A 26,999-nucleotide genomic window follows, 5' to 3' on the forward strand; every position below is an offset into this window, starting at 1 on the left:
CAAACGGGACTACAAACCTGCTGCTGCCTTCAAAGCTGCGGCCTTATCGGTGCGCTCCCAAGTAAACTCAGGCTCTTCGCGGCCGAAGTGGCCGTAGGCGGCAGATTTGCTGTAAATCGGGCGTAGGAGGTCGAGCATCTGCACAATGCCTTTCGGACGCAGATCGAAATGTTCACGCACAATGGCAATGAGTTTGTCTTCGCTGATTTTGCCCGTACCGAAGGTGTCGATGGCGATGGAAGTGGGTTCGGCGATGCCGATGGCGTAGGAAACCTGAATCTGGCACTGGGTCGCCAAACCGGCGGCCACGATGTTTTTCGCCACATAACGGCAAGCGTAGGCAGCGGATCGGTCTACTTTGCTCGGGTCTTTACCGGAGAATGCGCCGCCGCCGTGCGGGGCTGCGCCGCCGTAGGTATCGACAATGATTTTGCGGCCGGTGAGCCCGCAGTCGCCCTGCGGCCCGCCAATCACGAAGCGGCCGGTGGGGTTGATGAGGTATTTGGTGTCGGCGGTAAGCATTTCGGGCGGCAGCACGGGTTTGATGATGTGCTCAATCACGGCCTTGCTCAGTTCTTCATGGCCGATAGACGGATCGTGCTGGGTGGAAAGCACCACGGTATCGATGCGTTTTACTTTGCCGGTTTCGCTGTCGTACACGGCGGTAATTTGCGCTTTAGCATCGGGGCGCAGCCAAGGCAGCTGGCCGCTTTTGCGCAGTTCGCTCTGGCGCTGCATCAGGCGGTGGCTGTAATAGATGGCAAAGGGCATCAGAGTGGGAGTTTCGTCGCAGGCATAGCCGAACATCAGGCCTTGGTCGCCCGCGCCTTGGTTCAGGTCGATACCTTCGCCTTCGTTCACGCCTTGGGCGATGTCGGGTGATTGCTGGTCGTAATACACGCCCACCGCGCAGCCGTTAGCATCAAAGCCGAGCTCGGAAGAGTTGTAGCCGATTTTGGCAATGGTTTCACGCGCCACTTTGATGTAGTCCACGTGTGCGGTGGTGGTGATTTCCCCGGCCAGCACGCACAGGCCGGTGTTCACCAGCGTTTCGGCAGCCACGCGGGCTTTGGGGTCTTGGGCGAGGACGGCATCGAGAATGGCATCGGATACTTGATCGGCCACTTTGTCGGGATGGCCTTCGGAAACAGATTCGGAGGTAAAGAGGTATTCGCTCATGATATGTCTTTCAGATAATAGATAAACCTTGCAGCCTAGCAAGGAGGGCTCAACGGGCAATAAAAAATCCCGCACCAGGCGGGAAGAGATATTGCCCGGCCTGATTCAGACGAGCCACATCGGCCTCTCGGCCGTCCACCTTACGCGCCGTTTGCGGCAGGCAGGTTGGCATGGGTTCCCAACTCTTAATGCGCCGCAGATGATAACAAATCCCGTCTGCTGCGGCAAGCGGCGGGATGGGATGGGTTTCAGGCAGCCTCAATGGGAAGAAAGCTACCTGAAATTTTCAGCTTCGCAGAAACTCCACTTCTTTTTTCAGAAACCTCGTTTTCAGGTAGCCTCTATCAAACTCTGCCTTATTCACGCCATATCTTCCACCCGCTGACCGGTGAGAGCGCGCTGGATGTTGCGGTCCATGCGTTTGGCGGCAAAGTCGTCGGTGCCGGCGGCAAGGGCGGCGGTGGCGTTGCGGATGGGGTTGGCTTCGGCCTCGGGGAGCAGGCTTTGTAAGGTGGCGATTTGAGCGCGAATGGCGGCCAGGCTGCTCTCATCGAGCAGGTCGCCGTCCAGCTCCAACGCGACTTCCACTGCATCAATCAGGCTTTCGGCTTCCACTACGGCCTCGGCACGGGCACGGGCGGCGGCATCGCCGCCGGCATGGCTAATGCTGTCGGCCAGCATACGGGTGATGGTTTCGTCGTCGAGGCCGTAGGAAGGTTTTACTTCGATTTGCGCCTGCACACCGGTGGTTTGCTCGCGGGCAGACACAGAAAGCAGGCCGTCGGCATCGATTTGGAAGGTTACGCGGATGCGGGCGGCACCGGCCACCATCGGTGGGATGCTGCGCAGGGTAAATTTGGCGAGGCTGCGGCAGTCGGCCACCAACTCGCGTTCGCCCTGCACCACGTGAATGGTCATGGCGGTTTGGCCGTCTTTGAAGGTGGTGAATTCTTGGGCGCGGGCAGTAGGCAGGGTGCTGTTGCGCGGGATGATTTTTTCGGCGAGTCCGCCGTAAGTTTCGAGACCAAGTGAGAGAGGGGTAACGTCGAGCAGCAGCCAGTCGTTGTCGCGCTTGTTGCCAGCCAGCACGTCGGCCTGCATGGCGGCGCCGAGTGCGACCACCTGGTCGGGATCTAGGTTGGTGAGCGGGGTTTGGCCGAAGAAGTTGCCCACGGCCTGTTGCACATGCAGCATACGAGTGGCACCACCCACCATAATCACGCCGCCGATATCGCCTTTGCTGATGCCGGCGTCTTTCAACGCCTGCTTCACCGGCACAAGGGTTTGCGCCACGAGGTGCTGGGTGAGGGCATGGAATTGGGTACGGGTGAAGATGGTGTCGATCGATGTACCATCGCTTAGCACGGCTTGGATACGGCTTTCAGGTAGCCTGCTAAGCTCTTCTTTGGCACGGCGCACCAGGCTGAACAGCAGGCGGCTGTCTTGGGCGTTGGTAATAGAAAGACGATTCACTTCAATCAGATGGCACAGCATGCGGTGATCGAAATCGTCGCCGCCGAGCGCAGAATTGCCACCGGTGGCCTTCACTTCAAACAGGCCTTTGGAGAGCTGCAAAATGGATACGTCGAAGGTACCACCGCCGAGGTCGTACACAACAAATGTGCCTTCGGCAGCATTATCCAGCCCGTAGGCGATGGCGGCTGCGGTGGGCTCGTTGAGCAGGCGCAGCACGTTCAGCCCGGCCAGGCGGGCAGCATCTTTGGTAGCTTGGCGCTGAGCGTCGTCAAAATAGGCCGGCACGGTGATGACCGCACCCACCAGCTCGCCACCAAGACTCTGTTCGGCACGGGCTTTGAGTGCACGCAGGATGTCGGCAGATACATCGATTGGCGTTTTCGCACCTTGGCGGGTGTGCAGGTCGATTAGTTGGTCGGATTGGCCGAAACGGTAGGGCAGATGGCTGGTATCAATATCTTCTAATTTACGGCCGATCAGGCGTTTGGCGGAGCTGACGGTGTTGGCCGGGTCGGCAGTTTGGCTTTGCAGGGCAGCCCGGCCGGTGATGATTTGCCCATCAGCACCATAGCGCACCACCGAAGGCAGTAGGAAACGGCCTTCTTCATCGGGCAAGCAGGCAGCGTGGCCACTTTTCACGGTAGCAACCAAGCTGTTGGTAGTACCCAAGTCGATACCGACAGCTAGGCGGTGTTGGTGCGGGGCGGCAGAGAGGCCGGGCTCGGCGATTTGTAGGAGTGCCATGGTGGTTGGTGTGTGTTTAAGTATGGGAATAAGCGGTTATTTTAACATATTGGCTGAGTGCTTCGGTCGGAATTAAACCTTTCAGGTAGCCTCAACCGGATATAGAGGCTACCTGAAAATCTTGCAGCCAACGCAAAAGCCGGCATCCACGATACCGGCTTTTAGTATGGGTAACCCCGCGAATGTCGCTTTGGCTCGATTCGCTTGAACCTTGAATCAAGGTTGGCCACTTCCGGCAGTTTCGGGTACGTCCACGAGGAACGCGCACGCCCACCACTCAATCTGCAGCCTGAAGCGAAATTATTGGTTCAAAGGAATAGTGTGCCTTCACAAACACCGCAGGGTTATAAAGAAGAATAATCGGTTTACTTTTCCAAATCAAGTGCTTTATCGCAACTTTCGATCATGGTGCTTATTCTACGCTCAATTTCGCCAATTGCCAAACCGTCTTTCGCGCTCATTTTAAGCAGATCGTGAGTGAGGTTCAGTGCGGCCATAATCACGATTTTGTCGGTTTCCACAATCCGGCCGGAAGATTGGATCACGCCAATTTTCTGGTTCAGCATATGCACCGCCTGCAGCAAGGTTTCTTTCTCGCTGTTGGGCGTACCAATATTAAACTGGCGCCCCAGGATATCTACATTGACTTGTTCGATACTCATACAACCTGCTCCTTGGCGGCGGACACGGGCAAGCGTTGGAGCAAGGCGCGGATATCAGCGGCACTTTGCTCTAACAGTTTGCGGTAAACGGCATTTTCTTGCTGCAAGGCCTCAATCTGGCTGGAAAGCTCGTGCTCCAAGCGCGACATTCTTTCGCTGTAGGCTAGTTGTAATCCGTCCACGGTAGCGCGGTGGTCATGGCGCTGTTTCTGCCATGCAGCATCCATATCGCTGATTTTTTTGCTCAGCGCCTGCTTTTCACGCACGGCGGTCTGATAACGGCTTACCAGCGTTTCGATGGAGTTTTGCAAATGTTCGAGTTGATTATTCATGAATCTGTCTCTTGCTAAATCTCTGGCCGCCAGAAGCAGCAACCTGCCCGCATTATACTGAAACTTGCGCCATACGGAACAAGCACCGGGTAAATTTATAATTAAATGCCTTCCTTCTTTAACCCACTCGCATGATAAGGGCAAGATAGGCTCGGCGCTAATTATTCGCTGCGGATTTCACGCAACATCAACCGCTCAGCCACATCATTCACATCAACACGGCCGCCTAAAAGCTCGTTCAGGATGCGTGTGATGGGCATTTCAATGCCGAGTTTGGCAGCCTGTGCACCGGCTTCTCGAATGGTGTACACGCCCTCGGCCACATGCCCAAGCTCGGACAAAATCACAGACAGTGGTTTGCCCTCGGCCAGTTTGAGGCCAACTTGCCGGTTACGCGAGAGCGAGCCGGTACAGGTAAGGATGAGGTCGCCCATGCCGGCCAAACCCATCAAAGTGGTTTGCTTGGCACCCAAAGCCAGCGCCAAGCGGTTGATTTCGGCCAGGCCGCGCGTCATCAGGGCGGCGCGGGCATTGAGGCCGTATTGCAGGCCGTCGGCGATGCCCACCGCGATGGCCATCACATTTTTCACGGCACCGCCCACGCCCACGCCCACCATATCGTCGTTGGCATACAGACGCAGCACGGCGGAGCTGAGCGTGGTGGCGAGTGATTCAATCCAAGCAGTGTTAGCGGAAGCGAGGGTAACGGCGCAGGGCAGCTGTTGCGCCAATTCTTGGGCAAAACTGGGACCGGACAAAATACCGATGCGCGGGTTATCTGGCAGCTCTTCGCGCACCACTTGGTGTGGCAGCAGGCCGCTGCCTTGCTCGAAACCTTTGCAGGCGGTGAGCACGGGAATATCGCCCCAGCCCCATTGCCGCATGGTTTGCAGGCTGCCACGCAAGCCGGCGGTGGGCGTGGCGATGATAACAAGCTCGGGCTTGGGCGGCGGTGTGTCGGCAATGCTGAGCGCTTCGGGGAAGGGGAAATCTTTCAGGTAGCCTGAGTTGATGCGCTCGGCACGCATGGTGGCGGCATGTTCGGTTTCGCGTGTCCACAGGCAAACTTGCTGGCCGTTTTGGGCAAAGTGGATGGCCAATGCCGTGCCCCAAGCGCCGGCGCCGATGATGCAGATTTGCATGGTGTGCTCCTGTGTTGATTGCTGGTGATATACCAAATTAACTTAACTTTCGCCACTGTGTTGGCTTACCTTGCCGTGCTATCTGCACTGCCCATGGCTCGCTGTCCGGTATCGACAGTGTATTTATTTGCTATAAAGGCTACCTGAAAAACGGCAAACGGGTTTTAGCTTTGCAGAAACTCCGCTTCGTTGCGTTTTCAGGTAGCCTTTTATACTCTAAATACCGGTGCTTAATCAGCCGTTAAAACGTTTGAACGCAAGCGTGCCGTTGGTGCCGCCGAAACCGAATGAGTTGGAAATAGCTGCACGGATGGGCAGGTCGCGGGCTTCGTTGGCGCAGTAATCCAAATCACAGCCGCCTTCAATGTCTTGCTCGAAGATATTGATGGTGGGCGGTGATTTTTGGTGGTACAGCGCCAACACAGAGTACACGGCCTCCACGCCGCCGGCACCGCCGAGCAGGTGGCCGGTCATGGATTTGGTGGAATTGACCACCAGTTTTTTGGCGTGTTCGCCGAAGGCAAGTTTCAGCGCAGTGGTTTCGTTGGCATCGCCCAGCGGGGTAGACGTGCCGTGCGCGTTCACATAATCAATGTCGCTCGGATTGAGACCGGCATCTTTCAGGGCGCGTGCCACGGCCAAGGCGGGGCCTTCGGCATTCGGCGCGGTAATGTGGTGCGCATCGGAACTCATGCCGAAACCGGCCAGTTCGGCGTAGATTTTCGCGCCGCGTTTTTTGGCGTGTTCGTATTCTTCCAACACCAGCACGCCGGCACCTTCGCCCATCACGAAGCCGTCGCGGTCTTTATCCCACGGACGGGAAGCAGTGGCGGGGTCGTCATTGCGGGTAGACAACGCCTTCATGGCGGCAAAACCGCCCACGCCAAGCATACACACCGCGCATTCGGCACCGCCGGCCAACATCACGTCGGCATCGCCGTATTGAATCATGCGGGCGGCATCGCCGATACAGTGCGCGCCGGTGGTACAGGCAGATACAATGCCGTAGCTGGGGCCTTGGTAGCCTTTAAGGATGGTGACGTGGCCAGCAATCAGGTTGATCAACGAGCCGGGAATAAAGAAGGGGTTGATGCGGCGCGGGCCGTTTTCGTGCACCACAATACCGGTTTCTTCAATGGAAGGCAGGCCGCCAATGCCGGAACCGATGTTCACACCCACGCGGGTTTTATCCAAGGCGGCGTAGTCGTCCAGCCCAGCGTCGGCCACAGCCTGCAAGGCAGCGGCAATGCCGTAGTGGATGAAGGCATCCATGCGTCGCGCTTCTTTGGCGCCGATATAATCGCCGATTTGGAAATCTTTCACTTCGCCGGCAATTTGGGCGCTTAATTCGCCCGCGTCAAAACGGGTAATCCGGCCAATGCCGCTCACGCCGGCCAACAGGTTTTGCCAGGCATCGGCCACGTTGTTGCCCACCGGGGAAATCTGCCCCAGCCCGGTTACCACCACTCTTCTCTGACTCATGATTAGTTATCTATCCTCCGGCCTGCCCAAAAGCGGCCGCAATAACAAAAACCCCTGCCCTTGGCGGGAAATGCGCCGGGGCAGAGGCTGATATTCTGCTGTTAAACCTGCTGCCGATTAGTTGGAGCGGGAAGTAACAAAGTCAATGGCTTGTTGAACGGTAGTGATTTTTTCAGCTTCTTCATCGGGGATGTCGCAGCCGAAAGCTTCTTCCAAAGCCATTACCAGCTCAACCACGTCCAGAGAGTCGGCGCCCAAATCTTCGCTGAAAGAAGATTCGTTTTTCACTTCGCTTTCGCTCTTACCCAATTGTTCGGCAACGATTTTCTTCACACGTTGTTCGATATTTTCCATTGCGGGGTCCTTGTCCTTAAATAAACGGGGAAAAAATTTTTAAAGGTAGTTCTCTAAAAACGGCATTGTAACGGATTTATATGCGTTTTGCTATCCGTGCCCTGCAAAGATTTGAGGCTACCTGAAAACAACGGTGCGCATATTAGCATAGCGCACGGCCTTTGCAAACTGCGCCAAAAAGCCGATATCAACAAGCAATAGCAGGCATCTGCCTTTATAGTGAAATTTCGGCAACCGCTGCGGCATTCGCCAACCCGGTATCCGCTGCAGCCATACCGCTATTTGCCCACCGTTTGTCGCAAAAACACCAGCACAGCAGCCAGCTCGGCAGCCACTTCTTCCTGCGAGGCATTGCCCGCATGACCGCCGGCTTCGGGGGCGTAGAGGCGGCTATTCACACCGATTTCACGCAGGCGGGCGTGGAATTTGAGCGCGTGGGCGGGGTGCACGCGGTCGTCGCTCAGATTGGTGGTGATGAGGGCGGGCGGGTAGGTTTGGCCATCGTGCAGATTATGGTAGGGCGAAAGTTTTTTCAGGTAGCCCCTATCCGGCTCGGCATCGGGATTGCCGTATTCTTCCTGCCACGAAGCGCCGGCTAAGAGGTGCGGATAGCGCAACATATCGGTGAGCGGCACTTCGCACACCATGCCGCCGATGCTCTGCGGCGCGGCACAATAAGCAGCGGCGCATACTAATCCGCCGTTGCTGCCGCCCTGCAACACGATGCGTTCGGGCGCAGACAAACCGCGCACGGCCAAATCCTGCGCCACAGCCACCAAATCTTCCGCGCTTTTATGTTTGCGCGCCGCGCCTTGGGCGGCAGCGTGCCAAGCCGGGCCGAATTCGCCGCCGCCCCGGATGTTGGCCAACACAAACGCACCGCCCTGCGCGAGCCAATGCCGGCCGATGATGCCCAAATAATACGGCAGTTCCGGCACGCCGAAGCCGCCGTAGGCATACACCAGCGCGGGCGCCTTCGGCTCGCCGTTGCCCACGTGATAATACGGAATGCGCTCGCCGTCGGCCGACACAGCGTGCAACTGCTGCACGCCCAACCCCTCCGGATCAAACTGCGCAGGCTGCCGCCGCATCACGCACCACTCCTGCCTCTGCAAATCCAGCGTATAGAGCGTGAGCGGCGAAAGGAAGCTGCTGGCCGCGATATACAGCACATCACCGCCCCAAGGCTGGTCGGCAAATTCCAGCACGCCCGCCCCTTCCAGAGGCAGTTCGGGCACTTCGGCCGGCTGCCACTGCCCCTGCTGCAAACGCCAGGCTTTGAGGCTACCTGAAACATTATCCAGCAAGGTGGCCGCCACAAAATGGCGCGTGGTTTCCACGCCCTCCACCGATTGCCCCGACTGCGGCGCAAACAGGCATTGCGCCTTCCCCAACACGCCCTTGTTCAGCTTCACCGCCACCAGGCTGCCCGCCGCATAGCTTTGGTTGGCCCGCTGCCAGTCGTGCTTGAGCAACACCAGCAGCCAGCAGCCCAAATAGCCGCAGATTTCGCAAGTCTCAGGTAGCCCCAAAGGCAGCAACGCCCCGTCGGAGGCTACCTGAAAATAACGGCGGCTGAAAAAGCCCGTGCTTTCTTCCAGCAAATCCAGCGGCGCGCCCTGCGCATCCAGATAACGCCAAGCGTGCACCCACACCGATTCCGCCGCCGTTTGCAGCAGCGGCTGCGCTTCCTCGAAACTCTGCCCGCGCCGCAACAGCCACGCCTCGCGCGGATAGCCCGAAGCCGTAAGCTGGCGCTCGTCCCAAGCCGGGCACACCCACACACTGTCTTCATCACGCCAGGCAATATGGTTTTTGCCCGCCGGAAAGTGGAAACCGTTGGGCACCACTTGGCGCGTTTCCAAATCGAATTCCAGCGTAAACGCCGCATCGCCGCCGCCCGGGCTGAGCGAGAGCAACACCCGGTTCGGTTGCTCCACATAGTGCGACACGCCGTCTAAATACACATCCGCGCCCAACACCTCATCGAAATCCGCCACCGAAAACAACACCTCCCATTCCGGCAGCCCGGCGCGATACGAAGCCGTGCTGCACACGCGGTACACGCCCTTCGGAAACTCCTCGCTCTGATAAAAGTGATACATCCGCGCGCGGTGCTCCTGACAAAACGGAATCTGCTGCTCGTCTTGCAACACCGCCAAAATATCGCGGCGCATCGGCTCGTAATCCGGCCGGCTCTCCAGCCAGGCCTGCGTTTGCGCATGTTCGGCGGCAGCGAAAGCACTGGTTTCGGGAGTGTTTAGGTTTTCAAACACGGCATAACGGTCGGCAGACATTTCAGGTAGCCTTTGGCAGGTGGTTTCGGAAGGCGGGCATTGTAGCAGTATTGGCGGGCCGGCAAGAGGAAAGGCTACCTGAAAATATTTCAGGTAGCCTTTTCAGCCTCCAACCGGGGATTTTATCTACTGCCCGTACGCACTGTAATCGTAGCCCGTACAGAATGCCGTGCCATGTTTCGTTTCCACGGAGGAATATCCACAATTACCCCGCCCGTTTGCCAGCTCGCATTGCTGCATGGATTTTTCTGCCGCGAGTTTGTCGTCTGTGTCGTAGCCGAAGAATAAATCAGACGGTGCCTTCACTCCGCTGTCTGGCGTGGTCAGCACCGCGCAGGTGTTGTTGAATACCGCCACCACTCGGCAATCGGATGTCGAGCACCGGCGCATTGCCCTTTGCCGTGCCACTTGCTCACTCTTAAAACCGGCTACCCATACCAACTTGCTGGCAGAAAAATCAAACGCAACCACTCCATAAAACGGCGTGCGGCGCAGTTCCGCGATTTCGGCTTGCACCTCCGCCTCGCGCTGCTCCCAGGCGCGTATTTCGGCGGCGGTGGGGCCGCGTGGAGTAGCTTGCTGATTATTCTGCTGCTGTTGGTAATACATACCGATTTCGTTTTGCTGCCGCTGGAATTCTTGTTGCTGAATTTGCGCTGGTGTGAGTTGTGCCCAAGCCAAGCCCGCACTGCCCAATAGCAGCACCGCCAATACGCCCGCTGCCGTGTTCATCATGGTTTGCTTCATCTTGCCGCTCCTGTTTGGAAAGGGGAATAAGGGTATTGCCGATGATCGGATTGTAACAAAAAACAAGATATTGTAAACATCTATCCCGCTGCTTGAAGGCTACCTGAAAAGCGTGCCGTGATTTGAACTGCGTTGCGGCTCATACTTTCAGGTAGCCTTTGTCCTGCCGGTTGGCTTCACACGCGGCGGATGCTGTCTTTATAGTGCCCGGCGCGTTCGCCGCCGATCAGGCGCGGGCGGCTGGCCAGGGCGCAGACGTGGGCGGAGCCCAGTTCGCGCTGTTGCGGGCGCAGGGGGATTTGCACGTGTTTGATGTGCATGCCGATGGAAGTATCGCCGATGTCGAGCCCGGCGTGGGCGGTGATGAATTCCACTTCCACCGGGTCGCGCATATATTTGAAGGCGGCCAGCTGCGCACTGCCGCCGGCATGCAGGCCGGGCAATACGTTCACGATTTCCAGCCCGTATTGTTCGGCCAGCTCGCGCTCCACGGCCAAGGCGCGGTTGATGTGCTCGCAGCCTTGCACGGCGAGGTAGATTTTGCGTTCGTTCAGGATGTCGAGCAGGGTTTTCACGATCACTTCGCCCACTTCCTGATTGGAATTTTTGCCGATACGGCCGCCGACCACTTCGCTGGTGGAAAGGCCGAGCACGAAAATCTGCCCTTCGCCGATGGCGGATTGGTGCAGGATATCGAGCGCAAGGGCGCGGGTTTGTTCGGCTAATCGGGTTAGATCCATGAGATGCCTCCTTTATGCTGATCGCCGCAAACTGTGCGGCATGAGGGATTTTAGCAGCTTCGGGCGGAAGTGGTTTTGATAAAGAATAAAATACGGCTTGGCGGTGTGCGGAAAAGGCTGCCTGAACCTTTCAGGTAGCCTCTTTTCCTTTCCTGCCCACTGGCTATTCGCCCTTTCCTCCCTGCTCTTTCACTAGCCGCCGTTCATACACGGATTGCGCCAGTGTGCCGGCGTCGATGTATTCCAGCTCGCTGCCCAGCGGCATGCCCTGCGCCAGTCGGCTCACGCGGTAGGGCAGATTTTTAAAAAGCTCGGCCAACACATAGGCGGTGGCATTGCCTTCGGGGGTGAAGGCGGTGGCGATAATCACTTCTTCCACTTCGCTCTCTTGCAGGCGGGCAACGAGTTTGTCGAGCGCGATGTGCTGCAAATCCATGCCCTGCGCGTGGCTGATTTGCCCCATGAGCACGAAATAGAGGCCGTCGTGGCAATGGGCGGCTTCCATGCCGGCCACGTCGGCGGGCAGGTGCACAATCATCAGGCGGCGGCCGTCGCGCGCGGGGTCGGCGCAGATGGCGCAGAGCTCGCCTTCGCAGAAGGTGTTGCACAGGCGGCAATGCTGCACGGCGGTGAGGGCGTGCTGCAGGGCGGCGGCTAGCTCGGCGGCGCCTTCGCGCTTGTGGCGCAACAGTTCGTAGGCCATGCGGCGGGCGGATTTGGGGCCGACGTTGGGCAAAACTTCGAGGGCTTGGGTGAGGCGGGTAAAGGCGTCGTTTTTTTTGCGGGTCATGGTTTGGGTTTCAGGTAGCCTTTGGCTGGCAAGGGATTGGGCGGCAGAATACGCTCTGCTTGTTATTTTTCAGGTAGCCTTTTTGCTTTGAGAAGGCTACCTGAAATCCTACGGCTATTCGCTGGCTTCGCTGTTGTCTTCCGCTGCGGCGGGGCTGTCGAACGAGGGCGGGGGCGGCAGCAGGTTGCTGAGCGTGAGGGCGGCGGGGTTGAGCGTGGGGTGGCCGCTGAAGGAGGCGCTGTAGCCGCCGGGGCTGTTGCCGCGGATGGTGGTTTGCACGCCCAGCGGGAAGGTGGCGATGTCGCTGATGTGGCCGAAGGGGAAGCCGGTGAGCACGGGGATGCCGCTGATGCGGCGCAGGGTGCGGATCACGCTGGAGAGGTCATAGCCGCCGTCGTACACGTCGCGCGCGCTGCCCATGCGGAAGTTGCCGAGCACGATGGCCTGTTGGCGTTTGAGGATGCCGGCCAGATGCAGGGTTTGCAGCATGCGTTCGAGGCGGTAGGGCTGTTCGCCCACGTCTTCGAGGAAGAGGATGCCGCCTTCGGGCTGAGGCAGGTAGGCCGAACCGGCCAGGGAGGCAATCACGCTGAGGTTGCCGCCCCACATAGTGCCGTGCAGGGTGGGCACGTTGGCGGCCTGCACTTCCGATACTTGAATGCTCAAATCGGCGCGGGTGCTGCCGTCGATAAAGGCTTGCATGGTGTATACCGAGGGCTGGGCTTTGCCGAAGCCGCTATAAAGCATGGGGCCGGCGAAGCTGCACATATTGCCTTGGGCGAGCAGGGCGAGCTGGATGGCGCACACGTCGCTGAAGCCGAAAAGCTGGGTGCCGTGTTCGCGCATGCGTGCGCCGAGCGAAGGCCAGTCGATATGGGGCAGCAAGCGTACTGCGCCGTAGCCGCCGCGCATGCCCATCAGCACTTGCGGGGTGGGCACTTTGCCGGAAGCCACGTCTTGGAAATCGGCGATGCGTTCGGCGTCGGTGCCGGCAAACCGCTGGCTGCGGCGCTCCACAGCCTGCTGGTTGGTGATGGTGAAACCGGCGTTATACAGGCGCAACAGCCCGGCCTGCGCCTGTTCGGGCTTGGGCGCGAAGCCGGAAGGAGCCACCACGCGCAAGGTGGTGCCGCTACCGCTGCGGGCAGGGCGGGCTGACGTATTGCCGCTGCCTGTGCTGCTCTGGTTGGTCGGCAGCACGGGCATGGCGGGAGCACTGCACGCCTGCAACACGCCTGCTCCGGCCAGGGTGGCGGAGGCGCTGAGAAAACGGCGGCGGGAAAGATGGGGGAACAGCATGGCGGGTTTCCTTAATCATTGAGTGGAGGCTACCTGAAAGCGCAAGCTTCAACGCAGTTAAAACGAAAAATCAAACTGAGGTTCAGACAACCTGTTAGTGGTGTGGAGGCTACCTGAAAATGTTGTGCCAACCATGTTTCAGGTAGCCTTCAAATTTGGCAGACGGCGGGCATTATACCAGCCCGTCCGCCGCCCCTTCCTTGGCCAACAATTCGGCCACCTGCCGCTGCCAGCCTTCCGGCAGCTCGGGCACGGCTTCGCGGCGCGGGGCGGCCCAAATCGAATCGGGGAAAAACTCATCGTTTTCAAAGCGGGCAATCACATGCCAATGCAGGTGTGGCACTTGGTTGCCGAAACTGGCCAGATTGATTTTAGCCGGGCGCAACACCCGGCGCATCGCCGCTTCGGTGCGCCACACCGCCGCCATCATTTCCTGCCGCTCTGCTGCGGGCAAATCCGTCATCTCGGCCACATGGTCGCGCCAAATCACGCGGCAAAACGCGGGTGCGGCGGGCGTGTCGTTTACGGCAATCACGCGCAATCGGCTGTTTTGCCACAGCACGGTTTCATTTTCAGCACGGCACAGCGGGCAGGAGGCAGGCATTTCAGTTCCTTCAAGGTGGTTTAACGAATCGGGGCAAGGGTATAGCACGACGACAGGTTTGCCAAGTGGAGCGGGAGAAAGGCTACCTGAAAGCGCAGCTTCAACGAAGTTAAAACAAGTGCAAATCCTCTTTTCAGGTAGCCTTTACCTCCTCCGCCAGATTGGCTATATTCAAGCGATAGCTTCCTTCCTACTGCGTTAGCTCGCCTTGTAGGAAGAAATCATGATTTTAGCCATATTCCCCCTCCCAAGGATTTCCCCATGCGCTTCTTCCACCGCCAGCAGCAATCGCGCCGCCGCACCGTGCGGCTGGTGGTGTTCTATGTGCTGGCTCTGATCGGCACAGTCGCCATCACTTCCGCCGGGCTCGGCAGCCTGCCGTTTTTGTTCAGCGCCAAAGTACGGCACAGCCTGTGGTGGTACTACCTGCCGCCTGCCCTGTTTGTGTGTGCGCTCACCATCGGTCTGAGCCTGCACCGCCTGCGCGAGCTGCGGCGTGGCGGCGAAGCGATAGCCAAGCGGCTGGGCGGCGAGGCCTTGCTGCTGGCCGACGCCACCTTTGCCGAACGGCGGCTGCTCAACGTGGTGGCGGAAACCGCGCTTTCCGCCGGCCTGCCCACCCCGCCGGTGTACCTGCTGCGCCGCGACGGCAGCATCAACGCCTTTGCCGCCGGCATGAGCCCGCGCAGCGCCGTAATCGGCGTTACCCAAGGCGCCATCAACCTGTTCACACGCGACGAGCTGCAAGCCATCGTTGCCCACGAATTCAGCCACATCCGCAACGGCGACATGCGGCTCAACTGCTATCTGGCCGCCTGGCTGCACGGCCTGCAGGGCATCGCCAGCAGCGGGCGCTATTTCCTTTACGGCCGCGACAACGAACATTATCTGGAATACCGCCGCCGCAAAAATGTAGACAACCATCCTTTCGACAACGGCGTGGAAATCATCATGCAAACCCTGCCGCTGCAAGCCCTCGGCGCACTTCTGATTGCGCTAGGCTCGGTGGGCAGCGTGTTTGCCCTCTGGCTGCAGGCCGCCGTGTGCCGCGAGCGCGAATTTATGGCCGACGCTTCCGCCGTGCAGCTCACCCGCCAAACTGCCCCGCTCATCGAAGCCCTGCGCAAAAGCGCCCGCACCGCCTCCTGCCGCCTCGCCTCCCCCGAAGCCCCCGAATACGCCCACCTGATGTTCGGCCGCATCCGCCCCGGCAGCCTCGCCGCCACCCACCCGCCACTTATCGAACGCATCCGCAGGCTCGATGCCACCGCTGCCCGCCGACTGGCCGGAGAACTGGCCGACGCTGACAGCCTCACCCTGCCTTCCCCCGTTCACCTCAGCTTCGCCGCCCCGCAACCGATGAGCGCCGAAGCTGAAGAAGCCGAAAACCTCTACCGCCAGCGGCAGGCCCTGATGCAGGCGCGCATCCACCGCCACCGCCCGTCTGCCCCGTATCTGCCCCTGCAAGCCGACTGGCAAGCCGCCGCCTACGATGGCGAATATGCCTCTGCCGCCCTGCTCTGCCTGTTTCAAGTGCCCGCCCTGCCCGCCAGCTGCTGGCACCAGGCCGAACACAACGGCGGCATCAGCCCCTTCGTTTGGCAGCAGCTCGCCCGCCTTCAGCAGCATCCCCTGCTGCCCAGCACCGAGCTGCTCGAACATCTCCTGCCCGCCCTCGTAATGCAGGAAGAGCATGTCCTGCAAGCCCTACTCGACCAAATCCGCAACCGCTTCCACCAACACGGCACCAACCTCGAGCAAGCCTATCTCTGGCTGCTGCTCAAAGCCTATCTTGCCCCCACCCCGCCAACTAGCCGCCTCGCGCAACATCCTGCTGCCGCAGCCCTAACCCGCGCTGGCGAGCTCTCGCCCAAACAACTGCAAACCGCCGTGAAAGGCGCGTTACTGCTCACCGATCCCGCCAAAATCGCCCTGCTACGCCCCCTTGCCGCCACCCTCCCCGTTCGCCGCCCCCTGCTCTGGCGCTACCTCTGTGTGCGCCTCGATATCGGTGCCTGGCACTTCGGTATAGCAGGCAGTAAAGGTTAGAAACCACCTAAAACTTCGCCGACTCGATTTTTCAGGTAGCCTTTATCCAATACAAAACTGCCAGAGCATAGACAAATAACCATACAACACCTGCCCCCTCTTCCTTCACCACCTGCCAAAAATCCCCGCTATGCTCAACGCCCAACCCAGCTCGCCGCCACCGAAAGCTTCCTCGCTCAATACCACTATCTTGATGCTGCCAGCTGGGCATACCGGCTCAAATAGCGCGGCATTGCCCTGCCACCATGCCTGCAAACAGTGTTGGACGAACAACACGACATCCCCCAAGCCCCCTTGATTTACCAGCAGCATCTTCCAGCTCAAACCACATCAACTCGCCCGCCTGCAAACCAAAGCCGAAAACGGCGACACTACCGCCGCCACCCGCCTCGCCCAATACTACAGCTTCGCCACCGAACGCCCCCGAAAACGAACGCCTAGCCAACTGAAGCTAAAGCTGCCTGCGGCCGACTGAAATAAAGCTGTATACAGAGGAAAAGGCTACCTGAAAACGAGCTCGCGAGTTTCTGCGAAGCTAAAATTTTCAGGTAGCCTTTTCCTTATCCGAACGGCTTACAGCACATACCGCGCCAAATCTTCCTGTTCGGCTACTTCGGCCAGCCGCTCGTCTACATAGGCGGCAGTAATCTGCGTAGTGCCTTGCGGGGCGTGGAAAGATACGTCTTCCAGCAGTTTTTCCAGCACGGTGTGCAGGCGGCGGGCGCCGATGTTTTCGGTTTTCTCGTTCACCTGGAAAGCGATTTCGGCCAGGCGGGTGATGCCGTCGGGGGCGAAATCGAGCTCTACGCCGTCGGTAGCCAGCAGGGCTTGGTATTGCTTGGTGAGGCTGGCATCGGTGCTGGTGAGGATGGCTTGGAAGTCTTCCACAGTAAGGCTGCTCAATTCCACGCGGATGGGGAAGCGGCCTTGCAGCTCGGGAATCAGGTCGCTGGGTTTGCTTAAATGGAAGGCGCCGGAAGCGATGAAGAGGATGTGGTCGGTTTTAATCATGCCGTATTTGGTTTGCACGGTGGTGCCTTCCACCAACGGCAAAAGGTCGCGTTGCACGCCTTGGCGCGATACGTCGCCGCCGTATCGGTTGCTGTCGGCCGCGATTTTGTCGATTTCGTCGAGGAATACGATGCCATGCTGCTCGACGGCGTGTACGGCCTGTTCGCGCAGTTCTTCTTCGTTAATCAGTTTGGCGGCTTCTTCGTCCAGCAAGAGCTTCATGGCGGCCGCTACTTTGATTTTGTGCGGTTTGGTGCGGCCTTTGCTGAGGTTGGCAAACATGTCTTGCAGCTGGCTGCTGAATTCTTCCATGCCGGGCGGGCCCATCACTTGCATGGAGGTTGGTGAGGCTTGGCTCAATTCGATGTTGATTTCTTTATCATCCAATTCGCCCCGGCGCAGCATTTCGCGGAATTTTTTGCGGGTGTGGCTTTCGGGCTGCGGTTCGGCCGGTTCGCCTTCGAAGCCGGTTTGCGGCGGAGGCGGCAGGAGCGCGTCGAGCACGCGGTTTTCGGCAGCGTCTTGGGCGCGGTCGCGATTTTTGCGCACAGCCTGCTCGCGCAAATTCTTCAGGGCGATTTCCATCAAATCGCGCACGATGCTGTCGACATCACGCCCCACATAGCCCACTTCGGTGAACTTGGTGGCCTCGATTTTGATAAACGGCGCATTGGCCAGCCGCGCCAAACGACGGGCAATTTCGGTTTTGCCCACGCCGGTGGGGCCGATCATCAGGATATTTTTCGGCACGATTTCGCTTTGCAGCGGCTCGGCCACCTGGCTTCTGCGGTAGCGGTTGCGCAAGGCCACGGCCACAGCCTTTTTGGCCTGCTGTTGGCCGATGATGTGTTTGTCCAGCTCATGGACAATTTCTTGCGGGGTCATCACGGAAGTGCTCATAAAACGGCTCCCAAATAGCTTGATCAAATATAGGGCGGATTAACCCGGCTTTTGCGCCAGCATTGGCTTGCCTGGCAGCAAAAGGCAATTTAATCCGCTATCACGAACAGCAGGCAAATGGCACCGCTGCTGCGAAAATCAAGGGCAGCTAACTAGTTTGCCCGAGAGTTTGGTTTCAGGTAGCCTGTTGGCGTAGCATCTACCAAGAAAAAGGCTACCTGAAAATACGGCGCAACCCGCACCCAAAACGAGCCGCTTGCGGCATATCGTCCACCCGATACCACGGTAAAACGGTATTTTTTCAACAAATGCTTGCGCCCGCATGGCAAATTACCCTAAAATCCGCTGTTTTCTTATTGATCAAATTTCCCGAAGGAAGAAGGAATAATAATATGGTAGTTATCCGTTTTTCGCGCGGCGGCTCCAAGCATTCTCCGTTTTTCAACATCGTGGTAGCCGATTCACGCAACCGTCGTGACGGCCGCTTTATCGAGCGCGTTGGCTTCTACAACCCCGTAGCCAACGAAAAACAGGAGCGCGTACGCCTGAACACCGAACGCCTGAACTACTGGGTGAGCCAAGGCGCGCAAGTAAGCGATGCCGTTGCCCGCTTGGTAAAAGAGCAGCAGAAAGCCGCTTAATTCTGGAATACCCGCCATGAGCCGCAGCCAAGACAACTGGGTAGCCATGGGCTATGTGAAAGGCGCTTTCGGCATCAAAGGCTGGGTAAAAGTGGCCGCCGATACCGAATATGCCGACAGCCTACTGGACTACCCTGTATGGCAGCTGAGCAAAGACGGTGTTTCCCGCAGCTACACGCTGGACAACGGCCAGGTGGCCGGCGATGAATTGCAAGTAAAATTCGCCGAGATAAGCGACCGTGATGCTGCACAGCTGTTGCGCGGCTACACCATCGAAATCAAACGCAGCGATTTTGAGCCCGCCCAAGAAGGCGAATACTACTGGGCCGACTTGGTCGGCTTGACGGCATACAACCGGCAAAACGAGCTCATCGGCACAGTAAGCAGCCTGATGGAAACCGGTGCGCACGATATTTTGGTAGTAGATGGTGAGCATGGCCGCAAACTGATTCCGTTTGTCGATCACTACATCGACAATGTGGATTTGGAACAAGGCAGCATCATTGTCGATTGGGGCTTGGATTACTGATGTATATCCAAGCCGTTACCCTGTTTGGCGAGATGTTCCGCAGCATCACCGACTACGGCGTAACCGGCCGCGCCCTGCAACGCGGCTTATGGCATTTCAACAGCATCAACCCGCGCCAGTTTGCCGACAACAAATTGGGCTACATCGACGACAGGCCTTTTGGCGGCGGCCCCGGCATGATTATGATGGCTGAACCGCTACAATCGGCAATCGATGCCGCCAAAGCGCAGCATAATGGCAAAGTGGTTTACCTCAGCCCGCAAGGCAGCCAATTGACGCATCAAAAAGCAGCCGAACTGGCTAAACTGGACAGTTTGATTTTGGTGTGCGGCCGCTACGAAGGCATAGACGATCGCCTGTTAAGCAGCGCCATTGATGAAGAAATCAGCATTGGCGACTTTGTGGTATCTGGCGGCGAGTTGCCAGCCATGATGCTGATGGATGCGGTGTTGAGGCTGATCCCCGGCGTGTTGGGCGATGCCAATTCGGCCGGGCAGGATTCTTTTGCCAACGGCCTCTTAGACTGCCCACACTACACCCGCCCGATAGAATTTCATGGCATGGCCGTGCCCGCTGTATTGCGCAGCGGCAACCACGCCCTGATTGCGGAATGGCGCTTAGAACAAGCGTTGCGCCGCACCCTGCAGCGCCGACCAGACCTTTTGGCCGGCCGCGCATTAACCCCAGAGGAATCTAGGCTCCTGCAGAAAATCCAGCAGGAGGAACGAGATATCCCATCATAAACTTAAGGACTATAGCAATGAACTTGATTCAACAGCTCGAACAGGAAGAAATCGCCCGTTTGAACAAAACCATCCCCGAATTCGCTCCCGGCGACACCGTATCCGTTTCCGTGCGCGTAACCGAGGGCAACCGTACCCGTCTGCAAGCCTACGAAGGCGTGGTAATTTCCCGCCGCAACCGTGGCCTGAACAGCAACTTCATCGTGCGCAAAATCTCTAGCGGTGAAGGCGTGGAGCGTACTTTCCAGCTGTATTCTCCCAACGTGGAAAAAATCGAAGTGAAACGCTGCGGCCACGTTCGTCGTGCCAAACTGTACTACCTGCGCGGCCTCACCGGCAAAGCTGCCCGCATCAAAGAAAAACTGTCTGGCCGCAAACTGGAAGATTAATCTTTGCTGTTATCGAAAACCTGCCCTCTGCGGCAGGTTTTTGTTTGTGGATTGATTCCCGAACCGCTTTATCTCATGCATGCTGAAACCATAGAAAACACCTGAACACAAAGCCAAATATCGAGCAAATAAAGGCTACCTGAAGTTCTAGCTTCGTAGAGACCCACAAACTTACTCTTGATAAAATCCATTACATTCCGTTTTATCAAAATACACCACGCCCATTTTCAGGTAGCCTCTATCCCACCCGCCACCTTTTCACCCACACCGCCATGTCTGCCTTTCTCCGCCTGCGCCTGCACCTTCTCGCCCTGCTCGCCCTGGCTGCCATGCTGATCGGACAGCTCGGTAGCCTGTTTTGGCCGGTCGAACTGTTCAGCCATTTTCTGCCCCACTACACTGCCGTCTTCATTCTCGCCGCGATTTGGCCGCGCCCGAAGTGGCGTGCGCTGTGGCTCGTGTGTGCTGCCGCATCTCTGCTATGGCTGGCTCAGCCCTTCGCCTTGCCCGATGCCCCGGCCGGCGGCACGCGGCTGGTTTGGTACAACGTCCACCTCGATAACCCCGCCGCCGAAGCAGAAAGCGCCGCCCTCTTGGCCGAACAGGCCGACCTGCTCGCGCTGGGCGAAATCAACCTCGACAACCCCGGCTGGCAAAGCCTGCGCCAAGCCTATCCGCATGGCTGCCAACACCGCGAACACAGCCCCTTCGCCCTCGCCCTGTGGAGCAGCCGCTGGCCGCCTGCGAAGTGCGCATGATTGGCGACTACCCCTATATCCGCGCCCAAACTGCCGACGGCACCGCCCTCTACGCCCTGCACCCGCCGCCACCCATCAGCAGCGAACTGGCCGGGGCGCGGCAGCACTACCTGGCCGAAACCGCCTGCGCCCTTGCCGCCGAACCGCGCGCGCTGGCTGTGGGCGACTTCAACAGCAGCCCATTTTCCCCGCTGTTCCGCCGCTTCCTGCAAGAAAGCGGCAGCCGCCCCGCCACCAGCTACTTCACGCCCACTTGGAAACCGTTTTTCCTCAATATCGACCACGCCTTAGCCAAAGGCCTAAACGTTTCCGCCCGCACCCTGCCCTGGCAGTATTCCGACCACCGGCCGCTCTTGGTGGAATATACCGGCCAATGAAGCAGAAACATAAAAGGCTACCTGAAACTCACTATTCTGTTTTCAGGTAGCCTTTCCCAATCTGTAGGCCAGATACTCGTAACCGACAAAATGGTTACGCCAAAACCGTCGGATTCAGAAATCCAACCTACGGCTTGCTATTCCCACAAAAATACACGATGAACAAGGCAAAGGATGCAGGCTACCTGAAAAATAATTCGTCTCGGAAACCCACATCATCCCTCAAGGCTAGCCGAAACTGCCATTTCGTTTTCAGGTAGCCTTTCCCGCCCAGCCTTACCGCACATTGTGTGATAAAATAACGCGTTTTAATCGATTGGGCTTTAAATCTCCATGAGCAGCACCCACGACCACCGGTTTGCCAAAGAAACTATCCCCGTCAGCCTCGAAGAGGAAATGCGCAAAAGCTATCTCGATTACGCCATGTCTGTAATCGTCGGCCGCGCGCTGCCCGATGTGCGCGACGGCCTGAAACCCGTGCACCGCCGCGTGCTCTACGCCATGCACGAGCTGAAAAATAATTGGAACTCGTCTTATAAAAAATCCGCCCGTATCGTGGGCGACGTTATCGGTAAATACCACCCACACGGCGACAGCGCGGTGTACGACACCATCGTACGTATGGCGCAGCCCTTCTCCATGCGCTATATGCTGGTAGACGGCCAGGGCAACTTCGGCTCGGTGGACGGCGACGGCGCGGCAGCCATGCGTTATACCGAAATCCGCATGGCGAAAATCGCCCACGAAATGCTGGCCGACATTGAAGAAGACACCGTAAACTTCGGCCCGAACTACGACGGCAGCGAACAAGAGCCGCTGGTGATGCCCACCCGCTTCCCCGCCCTGCTGACCAACGGCTCGGCCGGTATTGCCGTGGGCATGGCCACCAACATCCCGCCGCACAATTTGGGCGACACGGTGGATGCCTGCCTGCAACTCTTGGCCGATCCCGACACGTCTATCGACGCGCTCATCGACACCATCAAAGCCCCCGACTTCCCCACCGGCGCCACCATTTACGGCCTCGCCGGCGTACGCGAAGGCTACCGCACCGGCCGCGGCCGCGTGGTGATGCGCGGCAAAACCCATATCGAGCCCATCGGCAAACACGGCGAGCGCGAAGCCATCATCATCGATGAAATCCCCTATCAGGTAAACAAAGCCAAGCTGGTGGAAAAAATCGGCGAGTTGGTGCGCGAGAAAACGCTGGAAGGCATTTCCGATTTGCGCGACGAATCCGACAAATCCGGTATGCGCGTGGTCATCGAACTGAAGCGCAACGAAAACGCCGAAGTCGTGCTCAACCAGCTCTACAAACTCACCCAGCTGCAAGACAGCTTCGGCATCAACATGGTGGCCCTGGTCGACGGCCAACCGCGCCTGTTGAATTTGAAGCAGATTCTGGCCGAATTTTTGCGCCACCGCCGCGAAGTGGTTACCCGCCGCACCCTGTTCCGCCTGAAAAAAGCGCGGCACGAAGGCCACATCGCCGAAGGCAAAGCCGTGGCGCTTTCCAATATCGACCCGATGATTCAGCTCATCAAAGAATCCGCTGATGCTGCCGAAGCCAAAGCCAAGCTGTTAGCGCGGCCGTGGCAGTCCGGCCTGGTGGGCGACATGCTCAGCCGCACCGATTTGGATTTGAACATGGCGCGCCCAGAAGGGCTACCTGAAAACCTCGGCCTGCGCGAAGACGGCTATTATTTGAGCGACTTGCAAGCCGACGCCATCTTGCGCATGAGCCTGCGCAACCTCACCGGCCTCGACCAAGACACCATCCTCGCCGACTACAAAACCATCATGGCGCAGATTATCGATTTCCTGGATATCTTGGCCAAGCCCGAGCGCATCACCCAAATCATCCACGACGAGCTCATCGAAATCAAAACCAACTTCGGCGACCCGCGCCGCAGCGAAATCAACCCGTTCGGCGGCGACATCGCCGACGAAGACCTGATTCCGCCGCGTGAAATGGTGGTTACCCTCACCCACGGCGGCTACATCAAAACCCAGCCCACCACCGACTACCAAGCCCAGCGGCGTGGCGGTCGCGGCAAGCAGGCCGCCGCCACCAAAGACGAAGACTTCATCGAAACCCTGTTTGTGGCCAACACCCACGACTACCTGATGTGCTTCACCAACCACGGCCGCTGCCACTGGATTAAGGTGTACAAACTGCCCGAAGGCGGGCGCAATTCGCGCGGCCGCCCGATCAACAACGTTATCCAGCTGGACGAAAACGAAAAAGTCTCCGCCATCCTGCCCGTGCGCGACTTCCCCGAAGACGAATACGTTTTCTTCGCCACCGCCATGGGCGTGGTGAAAAAAGTGCAACTTTCCGCGTTTAAAAACGTGAGCAAAGTTGGTATCAAAGCCATCGCCCTCAAAGAAGGCGACAGCTTGGTGGGCGTGGCGCGCACCTCCGGCCGCAACGACATCATGCTCTTCTCCAACCTCGGCAAAGCCATCCGCTTCAATGAATATTGGGAGCGCAGCAGCGACGACGAAGAAACCGGCGACGACAACGACACCGAAATTTCAGGTAGCCAGGAAGACGACAGCGCCGAAAGCGCCCCCATCAGCGGCAAACACGGCGTACGCCCCAGCGGCCGCGGCAGCGGCGGCCTGCGCGGCATGAGACTGCCCGAAAACGGCCGCATCGTCAGCCTTATCACCTTCGCCCCCGAGTGCGAGCAGAGCGAACTGCAAGTGCTCACCGCCACCGCCAACGGCTACGGCAAACGCACCCCGATTGCCAGCTACAACCGCAAAAACAAAGGCGGCCAAGGCAACATCGCCATCAACACCGGTGAGCGCAACGGCGACTTGGTGGCTGCCACCCTGGTGAGCGAAAGCGACGACCTGATGCTGATCACCAGCGGCGGCGTACTCATCCGCACCAAGGTGGAACAAATCCGCGAAACCGGCCGCGCCGCCGCCGGCGTGAAGCTGATTAACCTGGACGAAGGCGAAACCCTCGTCAGCCTCGAGCGCGTAGCCGAAGAAGAGGAAGACGAAGCACAAGCCGCCGAAACCCAAACCTCAGCCGAAAGCCCGAGCCAAGAACAAGACGAGGCTTAAGCGCCTGCCAAGAAAAGGCTACCTGAAAGCAAAGTGCCAACGAAGTTAAAACCGGCTCTGTACTATTTTCAGGTAGCCTTTTGTTTATCCTTATCTACCCTAAACCATCATCCCGCCAATAGGCCGGCAACCAAGCAGCAAGCCGTAGGCAACATGCATATACGGCAAGGCCAAGCCCATGCTGCACCCTGCCTATTGGGAACAACCAGAAAGGCTACCTGAAACCATGCGTGCCGTTATCCAAAAAGTCAGCCATGCCCACATCGCCGCCGCCGATGCGCCCGATGCACCGTTCAGCCAAATCCCCCATGGCCTGTGCGTGCTGCTCGGCGTGGGCAGCGAAGATAGCGAAACCGATGCCCGCTATATCGCCGACAAAATCGCCCACCTGCGCATCTTTGAAGACGAAGCCGGCAAACTCAATCTGTCGGTGAAAGACACCGGCGGCGAAGTGCTGCTGGTATCGCAATTCACCCTCTACGGCGACGCCCGTAACGGCCGCCGCCCCTCCTTCACCCAAGCTGCCCGCCCCGAACAGGCCGAAACGCTGTATCAGCAAGTGGCCGCCCTCTTACGCGGCCACGGCGTGAACGTGGCCGAAGGCCACTTCCGCACCCACATGTTGGTCAGCTTGTGCAACGACGGGCCGGTAACCATTTTGCTGGATTCGCAAAAAACGTTTTAAAGCAGCACGATAAAGGCTACCTGAAAAGCTGTATGACAACCGCAGATCGGATTCTTGAGTCCGACATCTCACTTAGAAAAGCACACGGCGGCATTTCCATGCCGCCGTTTTAGTGTCCCATTCTGTTTTCAGGTAGCCTGAAACCTTTGCTACTGCGCTGTCTGCGCCACGCCTTCGGCAGGCGGCAGTTCGCGCATATCGCGCCAGCCATCATTGGTTTTCACCAGCGTAGCCTGTTCCACCCGCTTCAGTGGCAGGCGGTTCTGCCAGGTTTCGCTGCCCTGGCGCACTAGGCGCTTTGCCCAGCCGTCCATCGTGATGCTGCCCTCATACACCACGCGGGATACAGTGAGGCCAGCGGCGTTGGTGGCCGGCTCGGTGTAGTACTGTACTTTATCCACATGCTCATGACCCAGGCAGAACAGCGGGCTGTTTAGGCCGGCGCGGGTATGTTTGCGCCCGTTTTCGGTGAGCGCGAACACCAGCGCTACTTCGTCATCGCCCTCTTTCAAGCACTCATACAAACCGGCGCTCTCCAAAGCCCGCATCTGCTTGATGGCTGCTTCATTGATGCGTTTATCTTCCACATCACGGCGCGGCAGCACAATCCGCTCCGAGCCCAGCAGCGGCGCAGCTCCATCGGCATCCAAAGCCAACGGCAAGCACACTTCATTTGCCGCCGCATAACGCGCCAGCACATCCCGAAACTGCCCCTTGCCTGCTTCCTGCGCACCGCAACCGGCCAGCAAACCGGCAGCCAAGGCCGCCCATATCCAATGTTTCATAAATTCTCCAAAATCAAATATATCCTGGCACAACTTATGCCATGCCATGACAAAAAAACATCCTACCCGTACAATGGCGGGCGTTTCAATCGGCAAGGATTATACACAATAATGACCACCCTCTACGGCATCCCAAACTGCGCCACCGTGAAAAAAGCCCGCACCTGGCTGGACGAAAAACAAGTGCCCCACACCTTCGTTAATTTCAAAACCGAAGCCCCTGCGCCCGAACAGCTCGCCCATTGGCTCGACGCCGTTGGTGCAGACGTTCTCATCAACCGCAAAGGCACCACCTGGCGCAAACTCAGCCCGGCCGAACAAACTGCTGCCGACAGCCGCGAAGGCGCCATCGCCCTGATGCAGGCACAGCCCTCCGTGATCAAACGCCCCGTGCTCGAACACCAAGGCCGCGTCCACATCGGCTTTTCCCCCGAACGTTATTCCGAAATCTTCGCCTAAACCATGAATCAAACCATCTTTATCGCCGACCTCCACCTCTCCGAGCACAGCCCCAAGCTCACCGAACTCTTCCTGCGCCAACTGCACCACTGGCAAAGCACGGCCGATGCCCTCTACATTCTCGGCGACCTGTTCGATGCCTGGGTGGGCGACGACGACCGCACTCTCTTCACCGACCATATCGCCGCCGAATTAAAAGCATTCGCCCAACACAAACCCATGTATTTCATCCCTGGCAACCGCGATTTCCTGCTCGGCCAAGACTTCGCCAGCCGCAGCGGCATGACCCTGCTGCCCGAGCAGCATCCGGTTACCCTCTACGGCCACCAATACCTGCTCACCCACGGCGACGAACTCTGTACCGCCGACCTGCCATATATGCAGTTCCGTGCCCAATCGCGCCAGCCGCAATGGCAAGCCGCCATCCTCGCCAAACCTCTGGCTGAACGCCGCCTATTGGCGCAGCAAATCCGCCAGATGAGCGAACGCGGCAAAGCCGAAAACGGCAAAAGCGCCGTTTCCGACGTAACCGAAGAAGCGGTATCCGCCCTGATGGCGCAACACCCCGGCGCTGATCTTATCCACGGCCACACTCACCGCCCGGCCACCCACCGGCACACCCTACCCGACGGCCAAAGCTTCACCCGCTTTGTGCTGCAAGACTGGTATGGTAAAGAAGGCGGCTGCCTTGTCGTATCACCCGAAGGCGTAAATGCGCAGCATCTGGCCTTAGATTAGCCAAGC

At 58.4% G+C, this 26,999-nt stretch carries 28 protein-coding genes and 1 other RNA gene; 11 read left to right on the forward strand and 18 right to left on the reverse strand.

Annotation, left to right across the window (positions count from 1 at the left end; translation table 11 throughout):
- Positions 1-9: 9 nt before the first annotated feature.
- From metK to A7Q03_RS07030, 15 genes are all read right to left on the reverse strand, one after another.
- A complete protein-coding gene (gene metK / locus A7Q03_RS06965) occupies positions 10-1,179 on the reverse strand; it encodes a methionine adenosyltransferase (protein WP_049258140.1) in 1,170 nt (389 codons plus the stop codon).
- A 49-nt stretch (positions 1,180-1,228) separates the two neighbouring features.
- On the reverse strand, positions 1,229-1,351 hold the full coding sequence (locus A7Q03_RS10745; RefSeq protein WP_255361311.1) for a hypothetical protein: 123 nt from the start codon (positions 1,349-1,351) through the stop codon (positions 1,229-1,231).
- Between the two features lie 188 nt (positions 1,352-1,539).
- Positions 1,540-3,399, reverse strand: a complete 1,860-nt coding sequence (gene hscA / locus A7Q03_RS06970) for a Fe-S protein assembly chaperone HscA (protein ID WP_067448507.1) — start codon at positions 3,397-3,399, stop codon at positions 1,540-1,542.
- Positions 3,400-3,568: 169 nt separating this feature from the next.
- A non-coding RNA gene (ssrS, locus tag A7Q03_RS06975) (6S RNA) lies at positions 3,569-3,747 on the reverse strand.
- A 17-nt stretch (positions 3,748-3,764) separates the two neighbouring features.
- On the reverse strand, positions 3,765-4,061 hold the full coding sequence (locus A7Q03_RS06980; protein ID WP_064105706.1) for a cell division protein ZapA: 297 nt from the start codon (positions 4,059-4,061) through the stop codon (positions 3,765-3,767).
- A complete protein-coding gene (locus A7Q03_RS06985; protein ID WP_067448509.1) occupies positions 4,058-4,393 on the reverse strand; it encodes a hypothetical protein in 336 nt (111 codons plus the stop codon). Before A7Q03_RS06985 ends, A7Q03_RS06980 begins: the two co-directional genes overlap by 4 nt.
- 161 nt (positions 4,394-4,554) lie before the next feature.
- Positions 4,555-5,535, reverse strand: coding sequence for an NAD(P)H-dependent glycerol-3-phosphate dehydrogenase (locus A7Q03_RS06990; RefSeq protein WP_067448511.1), 981 nt, complete (start codon positions 5,533-5,535; stop codon positions 4,555-4,557).
- Between the two features lie 234 nt (positions 5,536-5,769).
- Positions 5,770-7,017 (reverse strand): beta-ketoacyl-ACP synthase II, encoded by a 1,248-nt coding sequence (gene fabF / locus A7Q03_RS06995; RefSeq protein ID WP_067448513.1) that lies wholly within the window; start codon positions 7,015-7,017, stop codon positions 5,770-5,772.
- 117 nt (positions 7,018-7,134) lie between these two features.
- Positions 7,135-7,371 (reverse strand): acyl carrier protein, encoded by a 237-nt coding sequence (acpP, locus tag A7Q03_RS07000; protein WP_003824915.1) that lies wholly within the window; start codon positions 7,369-7,371, stop codon positions 7,135-7,137.
- Between the two features lie 278 nt (positions 7,372-7,649).
- Positions 7,650-9,668 carry a prolyl oligopeptidase family protein gene (locus A7Q03_RS07005; protein WP_067448515.1) on the reverse strand — a complete coding sequence of 673 codons (2,019 nt, stop codon included), beginning with the start codon at positions 9,666-9,668 and terminating at the stop codon, positions 7,650-7,652.
- A 126-nt stretch (positions 9,669-9,794) separates the two neighbouring features.
- On the reverse strand, positions 9,795-10,415 hold the full coding sequence (locus tag A7Q03_RS07010; protein WP_067448517.1) for a DUF4189 domain-containing protein: 621 nt from the start codon (positions 10,413-10,415) through the stop codon (positions 9,795-9,797).
- Positions 10,416-10,591: 176 nt separating this feature from the next.
- A complete protein-coding gene (locus A7Q03_RS07015; RefSeq protein ID WP_067448519.1) occupies positions 10,592-11,155 on the reverse strand; it encodes a TIGR01440 family protein in 564 nt (187 codons plus the stop codon).
- 163 nt (positions 11,156-11,318) lie between these two features.
- Positions 11,319-11,945, reverse strand: a complete 627-nt coding sequence (gene recR / locus A7Q03_RS07020; RefSeq protein ID WP_067448521.1) for a recombination mediator RecR — start codon at positions 11,943-11,945, stop codon at positions 11,319-11,321.
- Between the two features lie 114 nt (positions 11,946-12,059).
- The gene (locus tag A7Q03_RS07025; RefSeq protein ID WP_067448523.1) at positions 12,060-13,244 is read right to left on the reverse strand and encodes an LD-carboxypeptidase; all 1,185 of its coding nucleotides are present in this window, start codon (positions 13,242-13,244) and stop codon (positions 12,060-12,062) included.
- A gap of 172 nt (positions 13,245-13,416) precedes the next feature.
- Positions 13,417-13,848, reverse strand: coding sequence for an HIT family protein (locus A7Q03_RS07030; protein ID WP_067448525.1), 432 nt, complete (start codon positions 13,846-13,848; stop codon positions 13,417-13,419).
- Between the two features lie 261 nt (positions 13,849-14,109).
- On the opposite strand from A7Q03_RS07030, the gene A7Q03_RS07035 reads away from it, so the two are divergent.
- Complete coding sequence (locus A7Q03_RS07035; protein ID WP_067448528.1) at positions 14,110-15,897, forward strand: M48 family metalloprotease; 1,788 nt, start codon at positions 14,110-14,112, stop codon at positions 15,895-15,897.
- 105 nt (positions 15,898-16,002) lie between these two features.
- On the opposite strand, the gene A7Q03_RS07040 is transcribed toward A7Q03_RS07035, so the two are convergent.
- Positions 16,003-16,209 carry a hypothetical protein gene (locus A7Q03_RS07040; RefSeq protein ID WP_067448529.1) on the reverse strand — a complete coding sequence of 69 codons (207 nt, stop codon included), beginning with the start codon at positions 16,207-16,209 and terminating at the stop codon, positions 16,003-16,005.
- A 261-nt stretch (positions 16,210-16,470) separates the two neighbouring features.
- Complete coding sequence (gene hslU, locus A7Q03_RS07045) at positions 16,471-17,808, reverse strand: ATP-dependent protease ATPase subunit HslU (protein WP_197474753.1); 1,338 nt, start codon at positions 17,806-17,808, stop codon at positions 16,471-16,473.
- Positions 17,809-18,200: 392 nt separating this feature from the next.
- Here hslU and rpsP point away from each other — a divergent pair, with 392 nt between their 5' ends.
- The 8 genes from rpsP (at position 18,201) to dtd (ending at position 25,011) form a co-directional block, all read left to right on the forward strand.
- Positions 18,201-18,449, forward strand: coding sequence for a 30S ribosomal protein S16 (gene rpsP, locus A7Q03_RS07050; protein ID WP_023887900.1), 249 nt, complete (start codon positions 18,201-18,203; stop codon positions 18,447-18,449).
- A 16-nt stretch (positions 18,450-18,465) separates the two neighbouring features.
- Positions 18,466-18,978 carry a ribosome maturation factor RimM gene (rimM, locus tag A7Q03_RS07055; RefSeq protein ID WP_067448531.1) on the forward strand — a complete coding sequence of 171 codons (513 nt, stop codon included), beginning with the start codon at positions 18,466-18,468 and terminating at the stop codon, positions 18,976-18,978.
- Positions 18,978-19,721, forward strand: a complete 744-nt coding sequence (gene trmD, locus A7Q03_RS07060; RefSeq protein WP_067448533.1) for a tRNA (guanosine(37)-N1)-methyltransferase TrmD — start codon at positions 18,978-18,980, stop codon at positions 19,719-19,721. Before rimM ends, trmD begins: the two co-directional genes overlap by 1 nt.
- Before the next feature lie 17 nt (positions 19,722-19,738).
- On the forward strand, positions 19,739-20,110 hold the full coding sequence (rplS, locus tag A7Q03_RS07065) for a 50S ribosomal protein L19 (RefSeq protein WP_067448535.1): 372 nt from the start codon (positions 19,739-19,741) through the stop codon (positions 20,108-20,110).
- Between the two features lie 272 nt (positions 20,111-20,382).
- Complete coding sequence (locus A7Q03_RS10420) at positions 20,383-20,868, forward strand: hypothetical protein (RefSeq protein WP_197474754.1); 486 nt, start codon at positions 20,383-20,385, stop codon at positions 20,866-20,868.
- Positions 20,832-21,245, forward strand: a complete 414-nt coding sequence (locus tag A7Q03_RS10425) for an endonuclease/exonuclease/phosphatase family protein (RefSeq protein ID WP_369814462.1) — start codon at positions 20,832-20,834, stop codon at positions 21,243-21,245. The genes A7Q03_RS10420 and A7Q03_RS10425 overlap by 37 nt, the downstream gene beginning before the upstream one ends.
- A gap of 333 nt (positions 21,246-21,578) precedes the next feature.
- On the forward strand, positions 21,579-24,326 hold the full coding sequence (gene gyrA, locus A7Q03_RS07075; protein ID WP_067448537.1) for a DNA gyrase subunit A: 2,748 nt from the start codon (positions 21,579-21,581) through the stop codon (positions 24,324-24,326).
- Between the two features lie 226 nt (positions 24,327-24,552).
- On the forward strand, positions 24,553-25,011 hold the full coding sequence (gene dtd, locus A7Q03_RS07080) for a D-aminoacyl-tRNA deacylase (protein ID WP_067448624.1): 459 nt from the start codon (positions 24,553-24,555) through the stop codon (positions 25,009-25,011).
- Positions 25,012-25,160: 149 nt separating this feature from the next.
- Here the strand turns inward: dtd and A7Q03_RS07085 are convergent, their stop codons facing one another.
- Positions 25,161-25,796, reverse strand: coding sequence for a hypothetical protein (locus A7Q03_RS07085; protein WP_067448539.1), 636 nt, complete (start codon positions 25,794-25,796; stop codon positions 25,161-25,163).
- A gap of 111 nt (positions 25,797-25,907) precedes the next feature.
- Here A7Q03_RS07085 and A7Q03_RS07090 point away from each other — a divergent pair, with 111 nt between their 5' ends.
- The gene (locus A7Q03_RS07090) at positions 25,908-26,255 is read left to right on the forward strand and encodes an arsenate reductase (RefSeq protein WP_067448541.1); all 348 of its coding nucleotides are present in this window, start codon (positions 25,908-25,910) and stop codon (positions 26,253-26,255) included.
- A 3-nt stretch (positions 26,256-26,258) separates the two neighbouring features.
- Positions 26,259-26,993 (forward strand): UDP-2,3-diacylglucosamine diphosphatase, encoded by a 735-nt coding sequence (locus A7Q03_RS07095; protein WP_067448543.1) that lies wholly within the window; start codon positions 26,259-26,261, stop codon positions 26,991-26,993.
- Positions 26,994-26,999 lie beyond the last annotated feature (6 nt).

The organism is Eikenella sp. NML99-0057 (genome assembly GCF_001648535.1).
GTDB lineage: Bacteria > Pseudomonadota > Gammaproteobacteria > Burkholderiales > Neisseriaceae > Eikenella > Eikenella exigua.